We start from the raw sequence: 17,988 nt of genomic DNA on the forward strand, positions 1-17,988 counted from the left end.
CGTATAATAACAGAACCTATGTTGCTTGAGGACGCCAGGAAGACAAACGTTCTCCATCGAATAAGGCATACGCCTTCCCTTCTGGTGGGGAGCATTATGTTTGCAGTGCTTATTATCTTAGCTGTATTCATACCGTTTCTGAGTCCTTATGACCCTTCAGCGCAAGATTTGAGCGCTTTTTTGCAGCCTCCGTCTGCCGGACATTGGCTGGGGACGGATCAATTGGGACGCGATTTGTTTACGAGACTGATCTATGCGGCGCGAACCGATTTGAGCATCATGGTTCTGGCGGAAATTGTTCCATTCTGCACCGGTGTATTTTTGGGAATGGTTGCAGGGTATTACGGCAAATGGGCCGATAAGGTCATTACGCTGCTCACAGATACGTTTATCGCTTTTCCTTTTTATCTGATCGTGATTATCGTGGCTTTTGCCAGCGGAGCAGGTGAGCGGGGCATTTATATCACCTTTATGCTTGTAGGCTGGATTGTGTTTGCCCGTGTAGTCAGAGGTATTAGCGCATCGTTTCGCGAGCAGGAATGGGTGGCGTCCGCTCAGACGTTAGGGCTGCCTGGAGTAAAAATTATCCTTCGTCATCTCCTGCCCAATGTACTGCCTCAAGCGGTTGTAGTCCTTATGACGGATATGGTCGGACTTCTGGTGGCCATTGTTACACTCGGTTATCTTGGCATCGGCATTGCACCGCCAACCCCGGATTGGGGAACCATGATTTCGGATGGACAATCCTTCATAACTACAGCCTGGTGGCTCTCGGCGGTTCCGGGATTCGCAGTGGTGTATACGGGAATTGCGTTGTCTCTTGTGGGAGATGGGTTGGCAGACTTATGGAGGAAAAAATGATTTCTACAAGTCCGGTTTTGGAAATAGAAGCCTTATCGCTGGGAACCAAGTCCAATGCTAAATTAGTAAGCAATGTAAGCTTCTCACTGGGCAAAGGGGAGAGTCTGGGATTAGTAGGCGAATCGGGTTCCGGAAAATCGCTGACCCTGCGTTCGATTCTGGGATTGCTTCCACGGGGTGTTGAACAGACAGGCGGAGTCATTAAGAGTGACGTTAGCAGCGCTATGGTATTTCAAGACCCGAGAGGGGCGCTGGACCCGCTCTGTCCGGTCGTTAAGCAGCTTGCGGAAGTCGTATATTATAGGCAAAAATTAAGCCGGAAGGCTTCACGCAGCGTGGCTGTGGAACTGCTCGAAATGCTTGGCCTGCCCGATTCTTTAAAGAGGGCGGACCGTTATCCGAGCCAGCTTTCGGGGGGGCAGTGCCAACGGGTAGTCATCGCCATTGCACTGGCATGCAAGCCGGGTATTCTTCTCTGCGATGAGCCAACAACGGCGCTGGATGTTACCGTTCAGCGGCAAATCATTGAAACGATCACCCGCCTGCAGAATGAGCTGGGCTTTGCTATGGTATTTGTTACGCATAATCTTGCGATTGCAGCCGCCCTGTGCTCCAAGCTGTGTGTGATGAAAGAGGGGCGGATTGTTGAGCAGGGAGATACCCTCAGTGTTTTGCAGAACCCGCAAAATCCTTATACCCAAATGCTGATTAACTCGGTGCTTCCTCTGCCGGAGCTTGAAGGGAGCGGACAACCATGGAGCTAGCCCTGCAAGTAAAAAATCTGGCGGTTCATTACGGCGGATTTACTGCGCTCGATCATATCCATCTGAATCTGCAGCAGCATACTACCCTTGGCCTTGTAGGAGAGTCCGGCTCGGGCAAATCCACGCTGGCGCGGGTCATTGCCGGGTTGATCACCCCGGATGAGGGACAGATTCTGCTGGGGGCACAAGAATTAACCAGTAAGAGAAGCCGGGAGCAGCGCAAGCGAATCCAGATGATCTTCCAAAATCCGGACGCTTCGCTGAATCCCAAGCATTCCATCAGGCAGATTCTATCTGAAGCACTTCTGTTTCATAAAATTGTCGGCCGCACGGAGGTCGAGCAGCGGTGTAAAGAGCTGTTGAGCCGTGTTCAGCTGGAAGCCAAGGCATTGGACCGGTATCCTCACGAATTCTCCGGCGGTCAGCGCCAGCGGATCGCGATTGCCCGCGCATTAAGCGTTGAGCCGAGTCTTCTGATTGCGGATGAACCGACCAGCGCCTTGGATGTATCTGTACAGCGGAGTGTGCTCGAACTGTTTAACACGCTCAAAGATGAGCTTAATCTTACCATGCTGTTCATCTCCCATGACTTGGGAGTTATCCATGCAATCAGCGATACGGTAGCGGTCATGCGGCAGGGAAAGCTGGTTGAGATCAGTCCCAAGGATCAATTCTTTGCCCGCCCTGAAACGGAATACAGCCGTGAGCTCTTGTCCGCCGTTCCGAAAATGCCGAAGTCGATCACATCAGGAGGTTTATATGAGCCGAGAACATAAAGGATTTATACCGCTGTCATTATCTGAGTTTGACACACTTACAAGTTTGCTCTCCCGGCTTTTGTCTACCGGTCATCCCCCGGTCATCATTCCCGGAGAGGCAATTCTGGGAATCGAGGCGGTAGCGGCGGGGATATCTGCGCCTGACCGTACGATTCTAAATATAGTGACAGGTCCCTATGGGAGTTTGTTTGGACAATGGCTTGAACGCGGCGGGGCAACGGTTGTTGAAGTAAAGGTCCCCTTTGATGAAGTAGTTACTGTTCAGGAAGTCGCTGCGGCGATTGAACGGTTTAAACCGTGTGCACTTTCCTTTGTTCAGGCAGAAGTGGTGACAGGCGGATCGAATCCGGCCAAAGAAATAATTAAGCTTGCACGCGCCGCTAACCTTGTTACGGTGACAGACTCCGTTTCAGCGGTCGGGGGAGAAGCCCTCCCGGTGGATGAATGGGGCGTTGATTTTGCAGCTATAGGCGCGCAGAAAGCTTTGGCCGGGCCTAACGGCGTCAGCGCCGTAAGCATCTCACCGCGCGGCTGGGAATTCCTCGAATCTAATAGCAATGCTCCGCGCAATTCCATTCTGTCCTTACTGGATCTTAAACCCTCACAGAAAGGGACAACACCGTTACGTGTTCCTCCCAACATTCCAACGCTGGAGGCAAGAGCTTTGATCTCGGCATTGACAGCCATTGAGGAAGAAGGCTTGGAACAGGTCATCAAGCGCCATGAATCGGCTGCGGCCTCGGCCATTGCCGGTATCAAGGCCTTGGGTCTGGAGCCTTGGCAGAAGGATAGCCGACACTATTCTACACTGACTACGACGGTGCGGATTTCCGGGGAACCGGGCTTGCGTATTAATCAGCCTATCGGTATCGTAGCTCCCGGTGACGGAGAGCTATCCGGCCAGCTTCTGCGGATTAATCATTTCGGAACGAATGCTTCCCGTCAAAGCGTGGAAGAAGCCATTACGACGCTCGCCGGGCTGCTGAATCAGGGCACTGATCCAGCGCTCAAGGCAATCCGCCTAACTTGGGGGAATGAACATGATCAATAAACATCCTGAGGCGTTAGTCTTCAATCATATTTTTATAGCAGGCATCGAAGGAAAACGTTTTGATATTAACATTAAGGATGGCCGGTTCTCCTCTATAGCTGAAACGGAGCCGCCGAAGGATCGGCCCGCTCATTCAGGCCAAGATTTATGGATCGGTCCGGGGGTTATTGATCTTCATACGCATCTGGCTTGGACGGACTTTGACCATGAGGATCAATTGAAACGCGGCAGCCATGAGCTCGAAGTCATGCAGGCTGCGGCCTTCGAAGCCACTTTGCGGACCGGTGTAACAACGGCGCGTGATGCGGGCGGGATTCTGCCGAGCACCGTACGGCACCTCGTTCAGCACTATCAGCAGCCGCTAAGGGTGCAAACCAGCAGCGCTATGCTTGGAGCGGCGGATACCCGCGGACTTAAGTTTTTGGAGGGGCGGCTGGCCGGGATTTTTGATACAGGAGCAGGCTGGATTAAGATTATGGCAACAGGCGGCCTTGGTGCACCTACTGAAAAAGTGCTGGAGCCGATTTTTTCAGAGGAAGAATTCTCTTTCATTGTCCGCCATGCGCATACTCATCATAAAAAAGTCCTGGTTCATACCTGGGGCGGGGTAACGGTAGACTGGTCTATCGCTGCAGGTGTAGAATCCATAGAGCACGGGATGTTTCTGACCGGAGATCAGGCCGGAAGACTTGCTGAGTCCGGAACAGCTTTTGTGCCAACGACCTCAATTTATAGCATTGCTGCAGATCCGAAAGGCGTTCTGGCGCTGAACCCGGTCATTTGTGACCGGGCCGCCCGCGCTGCCGAAGCCCACTCCAAAGCCATTGGTTATGCCAAGAGGGAGGGGGTCCGTATAGGGTTCGGTACGGATTATGCTACGCCTGCACTTCACGGGTACAACCTTCAAGAACTGGATACGCTGATGGATTACGGCATGACCCGGGCGGAAGTGTGGCAGGCTGCCACACTAACTGCTGCTGAGATTCTGGGAAGCGGCAATGAGCTGGGGCGGATTTCCAGCGGATATCTTGCAGATGCTATTATTTTCAATGCTGATCCGTACCAGGCATCTAATGCAGAAGAACTGCGGAAGAGCATCGTTTCCGTCATTACCGGGGCAGAGGAATCGGAGCTGATTCAGGCTCAGTAACATTTGTGCAAGATCATAAATAATCAACCCGTTGGCATAAGCCTGCGGGTTACTTTTATGCGTGCTGGGGAAAACATTAAAGACTTAAGATGGCATTTATAGTAAACTGAATGTAAAGTGCCCATAATTCAATGGGTATATTTTGTCGAAAAGCTCTTCGAATGAAGAGTTTTTTCAATTATATAGAAAATGATGTGATATGTTTATGCAGCTTCGCGCTAGTCTTCCGAAGAAAAAATTGCTGGAGAAATATCTTTCCGGCGAAGGTATGGATTATCGGCAAATTATAGCTTTATTTATTCCTATCCTGATTGACCAGGCCTTCATCATTGGGCTTAATCTGGTAAATACCGCAATGATCAGCTCGTCCGGGATGGCGGCGGTCAGTGCGGTGAATATGGTGGATTCGCTCAATATTTTTCTGATCAATGTGTTTGTTGCGGTTGCAACCGGGGGGACGGTAGTAGTCGCGCAGTATAAAGGCAGCGGAAATGACAAGATGGTGTCTCAGGCTACGGCCGGTTCGGTCACCTCGGTGTCGCTGATCGCCTTGGGAATCGGGCTTCTGATGATGGGCTTACATACTCCCATATTGAACCTTCTGTTCGGAACCGCCTCGCCCGACGTGCTGGACAATGCCCGGATCTATCTCATCGGCAGCAGTATCTCTTATCTGGGCATCGCGGTGGTGCAGGCGGTATGCGGAGCTCTGCGGGGAGTGGGCAGGACACGGGCTTCTCTGATGCTGTCGCTCATCATGAACCTGCTGTATGTTATTCTGAACGTAGTCTTCATTAATCTGTTGCACATGGGCGTGCTGGGGATGACGCTTGCGGTAAATATCGCACGGTACACGGGGATGGTCTGTGCCTTGGTGTATCTGTTCAAGGTGGATACAGCCCTGCGTGTGCGTATTCGCGACCTGTTCCATATTCCGTTGACCATGCTGCGGAAAATCATGTTCATCGGCGTGCCGTTCGCAGCGGAGCAGATGTTCTTCAACGGGGGCAAACTGCTGACCCAGGTATTTATTGTCAGCCTTGGCACTTATGCCATTGCGACCAATGCGATCGCCGGCTCGCTGGCCATGGTGTTTCAAATCCCGGCCAGTGCGCTCTCACTGACCATTGTAACGGTAGTCGGCCAATGTATCGGGCGGGGGAATGTCGCCGATGCCAGAAAGTTCATCAAGTCCTTCCTTTGGATCGGGTCCGCTTCATTGGCATTGATCGCCTTGATCCTGATGCCGCTGTTCCACCCGCTGGTGTCGATCTTTTCTCCGCCTCCCGAGATCATTGACGATCTGTTTGTAGTGCTGCTGGTGAATTCCATTGCCCAGGTTCCGCTGTGGGCCGTTAGCTTTATTTTGCCGTCTGCGCTGCGGGCAGCGGGAGATTCCCGCTTCACCTCAATTACTTCGATGTTGACGATGTGGCTGTTTCGGGTGGTATTTGGCTATATCCTCGGGATCGTGCTGGGCTATGGCGTCATGGGAGTCTGGCTGGCGATGAACTGTGAGTGGGCCGTTCGCGGGAGTGTTTTTCTATGGCGCTTCCGGGGCAAGAAGTGGTTTGCGCATAAGCTGATTTAGATAAAGCCGAAAAGGCTGCCGGGAAATTTCCGGCAGCCTTTTTAAATTTATACCCAGAATTTATATGCTTCACACTATAAATTATCCTTCTATTTCTCGCTGAAACGGATACCGTCCTCTTGAGGACAGCGAAGCCGTTTCCACTTGTACCCGTAAACCTGTATTATTTCTTGAAGCCTTACCGTGTGTGGGAATCCGTTCATTTATCGGATCATACTCCAGCAATATCATTCCCCTACGCCGATTTCAAATTAACCAATACAACCCCAGCAATGATCAGCAGTATGCCAAAAGCAGTCATAGCATTCGTCGCTTCTTTCCATACAACAATCCCTATGACGACGGTTAATGCAGTTCCGACACCTGACCATATGGCATAAGCGACCCCCAAGGGGATCTGTTGCAACGACAAAGATAAGGAGTAGAAGGCTACACCGAAACACAGGACCATCCCGATGCTTGGATAAACTCTCGTGAGTCCCTCTGAAGCTTTGAGCAGAGATGTCCCGAACAGCTCACTGACAACTGCAACAGCCAAAAACAAATATGCCTTCACACTCACTTCCCCCCGTGATCCATGTTGCCCTTACAAATACCCACCAGCAGCAGATCTACCATTTGCCCCAGCGCCCTCTCAAGCGACAACCCGTCCTGAACTTCATATTGGTGCTCCATCAAACGATAGAACGCCCCGATATACACTTGAATAAACAATTCAAAATCAAACTCACGGAGTTCCCCATTCCTGACTCCTTTTTCAACTAGTAACCTAATGTTATCCCAGCCATTATGGATGTAATGATCGACTTCCGCCCATTGAACAGGATAACGCTGCTTGAGTTCTTCAAGAAAATGTACGTTATGTAAAACAAGTCTGCTCGGCAATAACGCCAATGTCTTATGCAACTTGTCCATATTGGACAGAGAACTTTCGTTTATGATTAATTGCTCGGCATGTCTCATTTCTGACACAGATTGCTCGACAATATAACCTATGATCTGCTCCTTGGATTCTATATTTTGATATAAAGTCTTTGTGCTAATGCCGGCACGCTTTGCCACATCTCTTATGGAGAATTTCAACCCTCGTATCTTAATTTCAGCTACCGAGGCTTGTATAATTCTGTCCTTCATCTCTCTCACATCCAAACTTATTTATTGGGTTGTACCGCCGTCATTGACGCCGTATATCGCCCTTTCTTCATAATCGAAGGCAAAAAGAACAATGGGTACACTATGAGAAACAAATTCGGGACCCACCAGGACCAATCCAGATCTAACCGGATCGTCCAGAAAGCTATCGCCTGCAGCCCGGAGCAAAAGGTCAGACTGAGTGATAGGAGACATAGCGGCAGCCACTGTCCCTTATTCTTTTTAAAAAAGTACATACTCAAAAGACCGGTTAATGAGATCAAAAGATCCAGAGGCACAAACGATATATTCCAGGCCATCATGATTTCATTTTTGTAGTCTTTATACAGATATTCATCCGGCACCAGATGAAGCCATGTCACTAACCAGTAGATCAAGAACCCTACGTCTGTAATCAGCATGAGCAACTTTAGTGGTTTTGTCATCTTGTGAGGGATCACCTCCTTATATAATGGAAAACGCATAAAACAATTTGTTTTATGTGTTTTATTGTAAATCAAGTTATAACCTGAGGCAAGTGTGATTTGCCGCTTTACCTAAATATTATCACGTAATCCAGTGAGGAAATTGAAGCTATGATAACAAGGCCTTTACTTGGAGCGTTAACCCCGGCTGAGACCTACTCAGTGTTGATTTTGCAAAAGTTGAGTTAAGAAATATAAGTTCAGAATTTGAAAAAATACAAAACGGTGAAACCCTTGTAAGATCAAAGGTTTCACCGTTTGGGTGCCGAAGGATAACGCTAACATGTTCCCGCTGACCCAGCCTCTCGGCCGGTAATTCTACTCACGCCAGCTCTAGCACTACCATCTGGTGATTCTCCAGATAAGGAAGCGTGTAGCCGATTTCGCCGTCTTGGCCCACCGTAAACGGCAGCTCTGTCATTGATGGGGCCAGATAGACCCGCTGGACGGGAGCGGGTGACGGGAGGCGCAGGCTGACGGAAACGTCCCGCAGCGGTACGATATCCTCAATGACTTCTATGCGTCCCTTCAGCACGGGGGCGGCATAGAGCAGATGGTTGACATAGCGCCGTTCCGCCGGCTGGTATTGCAGGGTCGTTATCCCGCGGGCCGGCAACCGGGTGCGCAGAGCAGGCTCTGGCAACAGCCGGGATAGAGCATGGAGTACCATCTCCTTCAGGATGAGATGCCCGCCATCCGCGTAATCGCTGAACACATCCCAGGCGATATAGATGCCGTTTTCGCTCTCAACCATGCCCGGTCCATTATCTTCCTTGGCGCTGGGCGTATGCTGATGCGAACAAAAAGTGAAGACATCACGGTTGAAATACGGATTCTCCAGACAGCCCAGCGATTGCCCGCTGTTTAATTCCACAAGCTGGCCTTCGCCGTACATCACATAGGAGGCGGGCAGCAAGGCGCCGGGAATGAAGTCCGGGCGGAAATAAGCCGGCTTGTACGGATTAGTTCCTTTCCAGTTCAGACCCAAATTCAGGACAAAAGCATCACCAGCTGCGTTCAGGCCCGAACGCCCGGTGGCGAGCACTTTGCCGCCTCCTGCTGTAAATTCCGCTATTGCGCTGGCTAGTTCCGGCCATACCGGAACTTCGTCCGGCAGAATCAGCACTTTGTAAGGTCCAAAATCGCTTAACGTATCCACGATGTCGAACAGATAATGACCTTCGGTCAGCATGCGCACCACACCGGCATCGGCCAGATTGCGCTGCCCCTTCAGCTCCTGCCCGTCCGGACAGGCCTCACGCGCGGCTTCAAGGGACAGAACAGCAATGTCCGCGACGGACTCTGTCCCGGCGCACCATAGCTCCTTTGACTCCACCTCGGCATAGGCGGCGCCGATCAGGGCATAGGTCGCCTCATCCATTAGGCCCGTGGGATGAAGCTGATCACCGATTGAGCATTTGGCACCATGGGCGAGACTGAGCGCTGCCTCAAAGCGCAGGGCGTTCGGATGCTTGTATCCGCCAAATTCGCCCCAGGAGGTATGGAATTTGCCGGTCATGCCGAGAAATTCCATGCCCAGCGTCTGGGCGTAGCGTGCCGACAGCGGGAAGTGATCATAGCCCCAGCCTCCGGTCGGGAGCGACTCCAGCTCGAGATGGCTGTTGACATGGGCGAGGTCACGGCGGCCCCGCCGCTGATGGCCGCTGTTGTGAAAGACCGGAAGACCGGGCTTCACGGCGTCGATGGTCTCCCGTACGCGGCGTGCATAGTTAAGGTAAGTCCGTTCGCCCAGGGCGGCGACGGCAGATTCGCTGCGCGGGTCTTGGCCGTCCGCGCGCAGCGCAGCTACACAGTATTGGCAGCGGCATTTGCGGATGCCCACGATATCGAGGAAGATGCCGTCCGCGTCATAACGGGAGACCACTTCATGGATTTGCGCCAGCAAGATGTCCAGAAAAGGCGTGTTGAAGCAAAACTCGTGATACCCCGGTGTCATGAAGTCCTTCACCCAGCGCGTCCGGTCCTCCGCGTCACGGATCAGCCATTCGGGATGGCGCCGTGCCAGCCTTTCGTCGAGACCGGCTGATAGATAAACCGGTGTGAGGACCCCAATTTCATGGGCCGCTGCGATCATTTCGCCGAGCAGGTCGAAGCTGAGGTGCGGATGCATTTCATTGGCTTCACTGGGATGATAGGCCCAGCCATGATGGCATTTGGAGAAAACGGTGATGGAATCGACATGCCCGGCACGCAGCATGGACTGAAACTGGGATTTGGAGAACTCGCTTCCGATGCCGGCAATGGCTTCAGAAGTATGAAAGTCGAGGTGTACCTGACGAAAACGCATGGATAAACAGCCCCTTATATGGTTGGATGAAAAGCGGATTCCCAGTCAATGTACCTCTTTTCGGCCGGAGTAACCAGTGATAATATAGACTTTGAATAGCACAAAATCGACTTATGACAGGAGAGGAATACTGTGCTGTGTCTGGAATTCGCCATCCCGCCGCTGCCGCAATTTGTGACAGTAGGACATGCCGTCTGGTCGCCGGGTGACCGGCATTTCGCCCGTACCTTCGGTGTGTACGATCTGCTGCTGGTGAAGCGGGGAACGCTGTATATGACAGAACAAGATAAGGAATATGCCGTGGGTCCGGGAAAGCTGCTGGTGCTGGAGGCGGGGCTGCCGCATGCCGGGTATCGGCCCTGCGGGGAGGATACGGAAATTTATTGGGTGCATTTCATTCATGGGTGTCCGACAGCACATATCCGGCGGGAGGATATTCCCTGGTCGTCGCTGCTCGCCAAAGGGACGGTAGAGGATGTTGAGCCTTCTGCGCAGCAGCGTTTGTATATGCCCAAATTTGCTGCAGTCGATGTAGAAGCACTGGAGCCGATTTTGCGTGGGATGAACGAGATCCACAACCGGCTAAACGCAGAGAACGCAGTCCGGCTCCATCTGCTGCTGGCAGAGCTGTTGGCCGCGCTGCAGGCGGAATGCGCCCGGACTTCCGCGCCGGAGCCTTCGGTCCGGCTGGCCCGGGCAGCCGCAGCCTATCTGGACGGTCATTGGAGACAGCCGTTTGATCTTGCCGGACTCGAGGAGGAACTGCATTTCCAGGCGGATTATATTACAAGGTGCATGAAACAGCATATCGGCACAACACCGCTGCAGTACGTGCTGCGTCTGCGCCTGGAAGAAGCCAAAAAATTGCTGGGTGGTACAGTGCTCGGCATACCTGAAGTTGCCGAACGGGTGGGCATCCGCGATCCCAACTACATGACGCGGCTGTTTAGTACGAGATTTGGTCTGACGCCCGGGGCGTACCGGCGGCGGCTGCGGCAGAGGGATGAGGGAATGGCCGCCGGCAGGGATGAGGATAAGGAGTGACTGCAGATGCCGTTAGGAATCCCGCATTTTCTCGCGGTATTCACTTGGCGTGCAGTTGAATGCTTTGCGGAACTGGCGGGAGTAATAGTTCTGGTCATGGAATCCGCTGTCCATAGCCACCTGTGAAATGGTGAGGCCGGGGCTGCGCAGCAGCGTGCAGGAATAGTCCAGCCGCTTGCGGATGACGTAATCCATGGGGGTGGTCTGGTAATTGCGGGTAAAGACTCTCAGAAACTGGCGGGTGGACAAATAGGCCATATCCGCCATGGATTGCAGAGAAATGGGCTGCAGAAAATGCTCCTCGATATAGGTCACGGTCTCGCCGATCCGCAGCGCCTTGTTGTCCTCGCTTCTGAGGCTGTTCTGATAATAGCGCGAAAGCATGCCCACCAGAGCGGTAAAATAAGTGCGGATCATCAGCCGGTATCCTTCCGGCTGCCGGTCATGCTCTTCGAGGATCACATCAAGCAGCCGCGTCGCTTCCCGCAGCTGCCCGGCGTCAAGGGTGAGCATGCCCTTGAAATACATTTCCTTGCGGTAGAAAGGCTCAATATAGAACAGCGCCTGAAAGCCCGGCAGCAGCCTGAGCTCGGGCAGCTGCAGCAGTTGTTCGGGCTGGAACATGACGTTCACATATTCGATGCCATCGACATTCTTATAACCATGGGAAACGTTGCTGTGGATTAGAAAAACCTGGCCGGCAGTAACCGGATACTCTCTCCCTTCGATAATATGCACAGCGCTTCCCGATAGAATAACGACCAGCTCGGAGAAATCATGGCTATGGACGTAGTAATCATGGGTCAGCGGGCATTTCTGGATCCTGAAGGTAAAGCCGGGCTCAAGTCCGATGTCCCGCGCAAAAAGTTTAGTTGTCATGGCCATATTATGCTAAAGAAGGTCGGAATCGTCAAGGCGAAAATGGGGAGGCAGCGTTATCATTAGGTTGCGGGCCAATCGCCGGACTTCGGCTAAGCCATGACCTGTGTTATTGTCAGGAGGGAAAACAATGTTGCATTTATTTGCCGATCCAATCACAAATGATCCGGTGAAGCCGGTGATTCTGTTTCTCGGGGACAGCATTACGGCGGATGGCCGATACATCCGTTATGCAGAGGAATGGCTGCGGAAGCACCGCCCGGATCAGGAAGTTGAACTGGTGGCACGCGGTATCCCCAGCGAGACGGCATCAGGCCTAAGCGAAGCAAGGCATCCATTTCCAAGGCCCTGTATCCACGACCGGCTGGCGGAAGAACTCGCCGCTGCCGCTCCCGGTGTGGTCGTCGCCTGCTACGGCATGAACGACGGGATTTACCATCCCTACTCGGACGAACGGTTCGTGGTCTATCAGGCGGGAATGCGTCAGCTGAGCGCACAAATCCGTGAAGCCGGGGCCAAAGTAGTGCTCATGACCCCGCCGCCGTTCGACGCCGCTTCAATGAACGGCCAGCTTTTGCCTGAAGAGGCGCCCGATTTCAGTTATTTGGCGCCCTACAGGGATTATGACCGCGTGCTGGAGTGTTATGCGAACTGGCTGCTCTCCGGCGGTTGTCCCGCCGATGGCGTAATCGACCTGCGCACTCCGCTGCTGGAGCATATCCGGTATGAGCGGAGGCTTGACGCCGGTTATAGCTATGGTGACGGTATCCATCCGGACGCATCAGGTCACCGCATGATAGCGCGGGCGCTGCTGTCGGAGCTGTTCGGAGTTGTTTCTACCCCCATTCATTTCAATTTATGATTTAATTCGGGCCTGCAAAAGGAAGTGTTCCTTTTTTGCGGGCCTTTGCCATGCCGGGCTGGATTTCGAAGAACCTTCTTACGCCTATTCCCTCAGCGCAGTTGCGGTTTAAGGAGGTCTTGAGATCTGATGTCGCTATCATGCTAAATAAGGTCCCGATCGTCAAGGCGAAGAAGATTTGTATGCGGTAACATGATAGGGAAAACAAGTGAAAGGGAGGTTCGGCATGAAGCGCTGTTTATACAGGGCCGAGGGGCTCAGGGGCAAGGAACTTACTTCTTTTTTTCGGAGCCAAGAGGTCTCATCTTCGCTCGCCGAAGCGATGGAACATCTCAACGTGGTCAATCTGAGCCTGTTTGCCTGCAGCAGCCAGCTGTTTCTTTATTATGAATGCCTGGAAGAGGCGGTTCCGCCGGAAAGTTTGCTGCCCGAAGCCTCAGAACGGCTGGCAGTTTGGCCGGGAGGGGAACAGGGTCGCCGCTGGGCGCCGCTGGCGGATATTTTTCATTATCAGCAACCTGTTTCAGCGCAGCATTGGGAGCGCTCAAACGCTGCTGGCCAGCCTTACGGACGGCTTGCGCTGCTGAAGCCGGAAGAGGCCGCCAGCTATGTGTATTACCACTATCAATATCAGGAAGAACAGCCGGGTGACGGAGATAAATACGGAATTATCGGGCTCCATGAGAATCTGCTGTTTTTTTATGCGGAGCAGCCGGCCACGCGTGAGCCTGCCCCTTATGAAGGAAGGCTGAAAACAACACTTACTCCGGACAACTGGGCCGAAATTATGGAGCCGCATTTTATCAAATGGGAAGGGGCCCCTGCCGGCCAGGATATTTGGCGGAAGCTCGATCTAGTGCTTGAGGTGCGCTCCTTCACCGGAAAGTTGGGAATAAGAGATGCGTAATTTGCTATGTCTAAACGGGGAATGGGATTTCATGCCCCTGTACGATCAGCCGCAATGCCGCAGGCTGCCGGAAAAAATTGTTTATGAAGCGCGAAAGATCCAGGTTCCTTCCAGCTGGAGGCGGACTTATCCGCTCCCGGAAGGCAAACGATTCGGCAAATTCCAGGAGTATGACTACGCCCCGTTCGAGCTGTACGGTTATCCGGAGGAATGGGATGCTGCTGAAGCGGGAGTGCTGCATCGAAGCTTTCGGGTTCCAGGGAGCATGGCCGGTCAACGGATCGTGCTGCGGCTGGACGGCATTATGCAGAAGGCCGTCATTTATTTGGACCGGCAGGAGATTGGTGTCTGGGAAGACGGCTACTTGCCGCTGAGGCTCGACATTACTTCCCTGGTGGTGCAGGGGCGGGAGCATCATCTGCATGTCGTGTTCGGCGGATTCGACAGAGTGGTGCTTCCAAACGGCATGCAAAAAATAACCGGACTTTTGGGTTCCTGGTATGGAAGGATTTGCCGTGGACTTTGGCAGGATGTATATCTGGAAGGTTATCCGGCACTGTCGCTGGAGGATGTAACTATTCGTACTTCCGTTCGGGAAGGGCGGATAGAGGTGAATGCTGTTGCCTCCGCAGCGGGAAGTGCTGCGGCCCGCAGCCCGCTGCGCGTAAAGCTGAGCATTCGGGAGAAAGGAGTGCTGCGGCAGTCTGAGGAGGGCCGGAAAGCGCTGGAATCTTCAGATAGAACTAGCGCAGGATCTGAAGGGGCAGGAGCGGAGCAAGCCGGTACCAGCTTACGGCCAGACAGACCGGAATGTTGCGGAGTTGATCTGGAATCTGCACCAGTCCTTTCTGCTGAATGCATGGCCCATCCAGTCGATGGCGCCGCTGTGGAGACGCTCCGGCTATGTGAAAACGAAGTGGCCGGGGCAGTGTACTGTGCCTCATTCAATATGGACTGGAGCGGTGCCAGGCTGTGGAGCCCGGATGAGCCGTTTCTATACAGTGCGGTGCTGGAACTGCTGCATGGAGAGGAGATCATCGACCGGCGTGTGGAAGATTTCGGCTTCCGCGAAATCTGGTGCGAAGGCCCGCAGTTTATACTGAACGGCATTCCGGTCAATTTACGCGGCGATTCCTGGCATTTTCAAGGCGGGGCGCAGCAGACGGAAGCGTACATCCGCAACTGGTACCGTATATGCCGCTCCGTAGGTGTCAACAGTATCCGGCTTCACGCCGAGCCATATCCGGCTGATTATGTGCGGATCGCCGATGAAGAAGGCATGCTGATCGTTGATGAGACAGCGATTTATGGCTCGAGCAAATCCATGCTGGCCGACCATCCCGCTTTTGTAGAGAACTGCCGGAAGCATGTACGGCGGCTAGTGCAGCGCGACAAAAACCATCCGTCTGTTATTCTCTGGAGTCTGCAGAACGAAATGCGCTGGGTGGACGGACGGGACGGCTTCAAGCTGCATATGCCCGGCTTGATGGCTGCGATCCGCCAGCTTGATCCTACCCGTCCGATCATCGCCGAAGGAGACAACAGGCTGCTGCCCAAAGTGTATACGGAGGTGGAAAGCCGCCATTACAACATCGACGGCACGATCAGCCAGTGGGACCGCACAGTTCCGCTGACTTTCGGGGAACATGGCGGCTGGTGGTATATATGTCCGCAAAACAGCAGCATGTATGTTGGACTGCAGGCCTACCGCGGTACGGACGAAAGCACAGCGGGGCTGGCGCAGAAGGAGCGGCTGTTTGTGGAGTATGCAAGACGGCAGGGCGTGTCCGGTATCTCCACCTTCAATTTCGCCCATTATTTCATGCGGGCGATGCCGGAGCAGAACATTGTCCTGCCATCCTCCGAGCCGGGGATGTCCGGCGTGAAGCCAAAGTTTATTCCGGCCTATTCGCTTTCAATCAACAACGGCCTGCTGCCGGAGGATTATCCGCTGTACACGCCTAATCCAGCCTTTGGCATTATGGCTGAGGCTTTTAAGCCGGCTACGATTATTGCCGCCGAGTACAATCGCTGCTTCTATGACGATGCGCCGGTCAGCCGCAGCTTCGACGTATACAACGACACGCTCTCTACACAGGACGTCCGTGTGGAATTCGTTATCAGGCAGGGGAAAAGCACCGTCCATGAGCAAAGTTTCGGCTTTCGCCAAAGTCCCGCCGAGCATAAGGTCATCGGGGTGAAATGGATGCCGCTCCGCGCCGCAGCCGGAGAGCAGGCGGTGTTGACGGCGGTGCTGTTTCACGGCGAGCGGCGGGTGCATGAGCTGCGCTTAGAATACAGGATCATGTCCGCAAGCCTGCTGAACCAACCCGTGAATGTACAGCGTCAGACCGTGTATTGGGGAGGGGATGAGGATTACGAACACATCCGCCGGCTTGTTCCGGGCTGCGAAAAGGTAAACCGTTCTGGACTGGCCAGGCTTGCTGCCGATCATTTGCTCGTTATCGGCAGCAAGGCCGAGGATCTGGATGGCGGACTGGAGGCACTGCTGAAGGCGTTTGTCGCGCGGGGCGGCAAGCTGCTGCTGCTGGAGCAGACCCAGCTTTCGCTGGGCAGGCTGCCGCTCTCGCGCAGGCCCTTCCTCCGCGCCCATGCGGGCAATTACCAGCATCCGGTGCTGGAGGGACTTGGCGACGAGGATCTGATGTTCTGGCATGAGGAGCTGCGCGAGGAGGGTCCGCTGCCGATCGTCCATGCCGCCTTCGAGAAGCCGGCCGCAGGTGATTTCACCCTGCTGCTGGAATGCAGCGCGGGCGATTTTGGCGACGGCGGTGATCTGTGGTCGCCGCTGCTGGAATACCGCAGCGGGGAGGGCCTGTTCCTGGCCAATCAGCTGGAGCTGATGGCGAACATTGGCCGCGTGCCGCAGGCCTGCCTGCTGCTGCGCAACCTGCTGGCCTACGCCGGGCGCGCCGGGGACAACGCCGGGGCTGAAGCCCGGCCGGTGGCCGCGCTGCTGCGCCCCGGCGGGAAAGCCGCAGCGTTCCTCGATAAGCTGCGGCTGCGGTATACGGCGCTGGATATGACAGCGCCGGCAATGGGTAACGCGCCGGGTGAAGCGGCGCCCGGGGACGGGCAGGACTTCGGCCTGATCGTGGCCGAAGCCTGCATGCTTGAGGCGCCGGGGGCAGCCGAGGCGCTCCGGCGTCATGCCGAAGCCGGCGGACAGGTGCTTCTCCTGCCGGCGGAGGACCGCCAGCAGGCTGAGCTTGCCCGCCTGCTGGGCCGCCCCGTGCGCGTGGTGCCGCACGAGACATATCACTTGGCGGCGGACTACGCCCGCGCCGCCGTGCGCGGCTTCAGCCCGGTCGACCTGTTCGGCTTCGACAAGGTGTTTCTGTCGCCGCGCGAGGTCATGAACCGCGCGCTGGCCCTCAACAGCCTGGAGCTGCCGGACGCTTGTGCTCTTTGTACCAGTGTTGAAGGCACGCCATGGAAGGACTATTTCGTGCATGGCTACACGGCAGAATACAGCCGCCTGGCACTGGTGGAGCTAAACCGCAGAAACACACGTCCTGCTGGAACATTCCTTGCCGAAGTGAAGACAGGGGCAGGTTCCGTATTCTGCTCACAGCTGCTGACAGACCCCGGGAGTGACAAGGCGCTACGCCTGTATACCCGCCTGCTCGCCAATCTGGGCGCGTCCTTTGACGACGGTTTACTGGATAGCGTGAAGGGTGACGGCGAGTGGGCTATGGAAGTGGCGATGGCGCTGCCTTGTCCGCCCCATGTCGATTACGGGGAGATGAAGGCTTACTACACCGATCCGGAGTTTTCTTTGAATAATCTGGGCGAAGGCCTTTATGGCTGGATGCAGAAGAAAGAGCGGCGTTCCGGCGACGGAACACTGCGGATTGCGGATGCGGGGCTTGATCCGTGGTTTCTGAGCTGCTTTGTGCGGGTGCCGGGACAACTTCGCCGCGGACACCTGCGCGTCAATACAGCCGTGCCTTATGAGATTTATTTGAACGGCGTGCGGGTGGCGGAGCCTGAACAGGAGCTTACCCTGCGGGGCGGCCTCAACGTGCTGATCGCGATACTGCATGGAACCGGTGGTGACCTGACCTTCGGTTTGACCTTTCTGAACACGGGCGGTACCTATATGAAGGACCTGGAATACCGCCTGACCCTGGACGAGGTCGAACCGAAATAAAT

14 protein-coding genes and 1 pseudogene are annotated in these 17,988 nt (G+C 54.3%); 10 read left to right on the plus strand and 5 right to left on the minus strand.

Annotated features, from left to right (window positions below):
• Nucleotides 1–18: 18 nt before the first annotated feature.
• From NST99_RS08595 to NST99_RS08620, 6 genes and pseudogenes are all read left to right on the plus strand, one after another.
• Nucleotides 19–861, plus strand: a complete 843-nt coding sequence (locus NST99_RS08595; protein WP_341097593.1) for an ABC transporter permease — start codon at nt 19–21, stop codon at nt 859–861.
• Nucleotides 858–1,625: an ABC transporter ATP-binding protein gene (locus tag NST99_RS08600; RefSeq protein ID WP_341091076.1), complete on the plus strand. Its 768-nt coding sequence runs from the start codon at nt 858–860 to the stop codon at nt 1,623–1,625. The genes NST99_RS08595 and NST99_RS08600 overlap by 4 nt, the downstream gene beginning before the upstream one ends.
• Nucleotides 1,626–1,705: 80 nt before the next feature.
• A pseudogene (locus tag NST99_RS08605) lies at nt 1,706–2,401 on the plus strand (ATP-binding cassette domain-containing protein); the annotation flags it as partial.
• A complete protein-coding gene (locus NST99_RS08610) occupies nt 2,385–3,455 on the plus strand; it encodes an aminotransferase class V-fold PLP-dependent enzyme (protein WP_341091079.1) in 1,071 nt (356 codons plus the stop codon). The pseudogene NST99_RS08605 and the gene NST99_RS08610, both read left to right, overlap by 17 nt.
• Entirely contained in the window at nt 3,445–4,605 is a 1,161-nt protein-coding gene (locus NST99_RS08615) for an amidohydrolase family protein (protein WP_341091080.1), read from the plus strand. The genes NST99_RS08610 and NST99_RS08615 overlap by 11 nt, the downstream gene beginning before the upstream one ends.
• A 205-nt stretch (nt 4,606–4,810) precedes the next feature.
• Nucleotides 4,811–6,196, plus strand: coding sequence for an MATE family efflux transporter (locus NST99_RS08620; RefSeq protein ID WP_341097594.1), 1,386 nt, complete (start codon nt 4,811–4,813; stop codon nt 6,194–6,196).
• A 235-nt stretch (nt 6,197–6,431) separates the two neighbouring features.
• On the opposite strand, the gene NST99_RS08625 is transcribed toward NST99_RS08620, so the two are convergent.
• The 4 genes from NST99_RS08625 to NST99_RS08640 all read right to left on the minus strand — a co-directional run bounded on the left by NST99_RS08625 (nt 6,432) and on the right by NST99_RS08640 (nt 10,120).
• Nucleotides 6,432–6,752, minus strand: a complete 321-nt coding sequence (locus NST99_RS08625) for a DMT family transporter (RefSeq protein ID WP_341091081.1) — start codon at nt 6,750–6,752, stop codon at nt 6,432–6,434.
• Nucleotides 6,753–6,754: 2 nt separating this feature from the next.
• Nucleotides 6,755–7,330 (minus strand): TetR/AcrR family transcriptional regulator, encoded by a 576-nt coding sequence (locus NST99_RS08630; protein ID WP_341091082.1) that lies wholly within the window; start codon nt 7,328–7,330, stop codon nt 6,755–6,757.
• A 17-nt stretch (nt 7,331–7,347) separates the two neighbouring features.
• A complete protein-coding gene (locus NST99_RS08635; protein ID WP_341091083.1) occupies nt 7,348–7,773 on the minus strand; it encodes a DUF5360 family protein in 426 nt (141 codons plus the stop codon).
• Between the two features lie 361 nt (nt 7,774–8,134).
• The gene (locus NST99_RS08640) at nt 8,135–10,120 is read right to left on the minus strand and encodes an alpha-amylase family protein (protein ID WP_341091084.1); all 1,986 of its coding nucleotides are present in this window, start codon (nt 10,118–10,120) and stop codon (nt 8,135–8,137) included.
• Between the two features lie 132 nt (nt 10,121–10,252).
• On the opposite strand from NST99_RS08640, the gene NST99_RS08645 reads away from it, so the two are divergent.
• A complete protein-coding gene (locus NST99_RS08645) occupies nt 10,253–11,164 on the plus strand; it encodes an AraC family transcriptional regulator (protein ID WP_341091085.1) in 912 nt (303 codons plus the stop codon).
• A 12-nt stretch (nt 11,165–11,176) separates the two neighbouring features.
• Here NST99_RS08645 and NST99_RS08650 read toward each other — a convergent pair whose 3' ends face one another.
• Nucleotides 11,177–12,043: an AraC family transcriptional regulator gene (locus tag NST99_RS08650; RefSeq protein WP_341091087.1), complete on the minus strand. Its 867-nt coding sequence runs from the start codon at nt 12,041–12,043 to the stop codon at nt 11,177–11,179.
• Between the two features lie 130 nt (nt 12,044–12,173).
• On the opposite strand from NST99_RS08650, the gene NST99_RS08655 reads away from it, so the two are divergent.
• The 3 genes from NST99_RS08655 to NST99_RS08665 all read left to right on the plus strand — a co-directional run bounded on the left by NST99_RS08655 (nt 12,174) and on the right by NST99_RS08665 (nt 17,986).
• Nucleotides 12,174–12,905 carry a GDSL-type esterase/lipase family protein gene (locus NST99_RS08655; protein WP_341091088.1) on the plus strand — a complete coding sequence of 244 codons (732 nt, stop codon included), beginning with the start codon at nt 12,174–12,176 and terminating at the stop codon, nt 12,903–12,905.
• A gap of 226 nt (nt 12,906–13,131) precedes the next feature.
• Nucleotides 13,132–13,812: a hypothetical protein gene (locus NST99_RS08660; protein WP_341091090.1), complete on the plus strand. Its 681-nt coding sequence runs from the start codon at nt 13,132–13,134 to the stop codon at nt 13,810–13,812.
• Nucleotides 13,805–17,986 carry a glycoside hydrolase family 2 protein gene (locus NST99_RS08665; RefSeq protein WP_341091092.1) on the plus strand — a complete coding sequence of 1,394 codons (4,182 nt, stop codon included), beginning with the start codon at nt 13,805–13,807 and terminating at the stop codon, nt 17,984–17,986. The genes NST99_RS08660 and NST99_RS08665 overlap by 8 nt, the downstream gene beginning before the upstream one ends.
• The last annotated feature ends 2 nt before the right edge of the window (nt 17,987–17,988 follow it).

Source organism: Paenibacillus sp. FSL L8-0470, from assembly GCF_038008625.1.
Taxonomy (GTDB): domain Bacteria; phylum Bacillota; class Bacilli; order Paenibacillales; family Paenibacillaceae; genus Paenibacillus_AQ.

Excerpts from the sequence above, each read along its gene's own strand:
- NST99_RS08595 (WP_341097593.1), top strand. The coding sequence starts at position 19 with ATGTTGCTTGAGGACGCCAGGAAGACAAACGTTCTCCATCGAATAAGG.
- NST99_RS08610 (WP_341091079.1), top strand. The coding sequence starts at position 2,385 with ATGAGCCGAGAACATAAAGGATTTATACCGCTGTCATTATCTGAGTTT.
- NST99_RS08655 (WP_341091088.1), top strand. The coding sequence starts at position 12,174 with ATGTTGCATTTATTTGCCGATCCAATCACAAATGATCCGGTGAAGCCG.
- NST99_RS08630 (WP_341091082.1), bottom strand. The coding sequence starts at position 7,330 with ATGAAGGACAGAATTATACAAGCCTCGGTAGCTGAAATTAAGATACGA.
- NST99_RS08615 (WP_341091080.1), top strand. The coding sequence starts at position 3,445 with ATGATCAATAAACATCCTGAGGCGTTAGTCTTCAATCATATTTTTATA.
- NST99_RS08635 (WP_341091083.1), bottom strand. The coding sequence starts at position 7,773 with ATGACAAAACCACTAAAGTTGCTCATGCTGATTACAGACGTAGGGTTC.
- NST99_RS08660 (WP_341091090.1), top strand. The coding sequence starts at position 13,132 with ATGAAGCGCTGTTTATACAGGGCCGAGGGGCTCAGGGGCAAGGAACTT.
- NST99_RS08650 (WP_341091087.1), bottom strand. The coding sequence starts at position 12,043 with ATGACAACTAAACTTTTTGCGCGGGACATCGGACTTGAGCCCGGCTTT.
- NST99_RS08600 (WP_341091076.1), top strand. The coding sequence starts at position 858 with ATGATTTCTACAAGTCCGGTTTTGGAAATAGAAGCCTTATCGCTGGGA.
- NST99_RS08640 (WP_341091084.1), bottom strand. The coding sequence starts at position 10,120 with ATGCGTTTTCGTCAGGTACACCTCGACTTTCATACTTCTGAAGCCATT.
- NST99_RS08620 (WP_341097594.1), top strand. The coding sequence starts at position 4,811 with ATGCAGCTTCGCGCTAGTCTTCCGAAGAAAAAATTGCTGGAGAAATAT.
- NST99_RS08665 (WP_341091092.1), top strand. The coding sequence starts at position 13,805 with ATGCGTAATTTGCTATGTCTAAACGGGGAATGGGATTTCATGCCCCTG.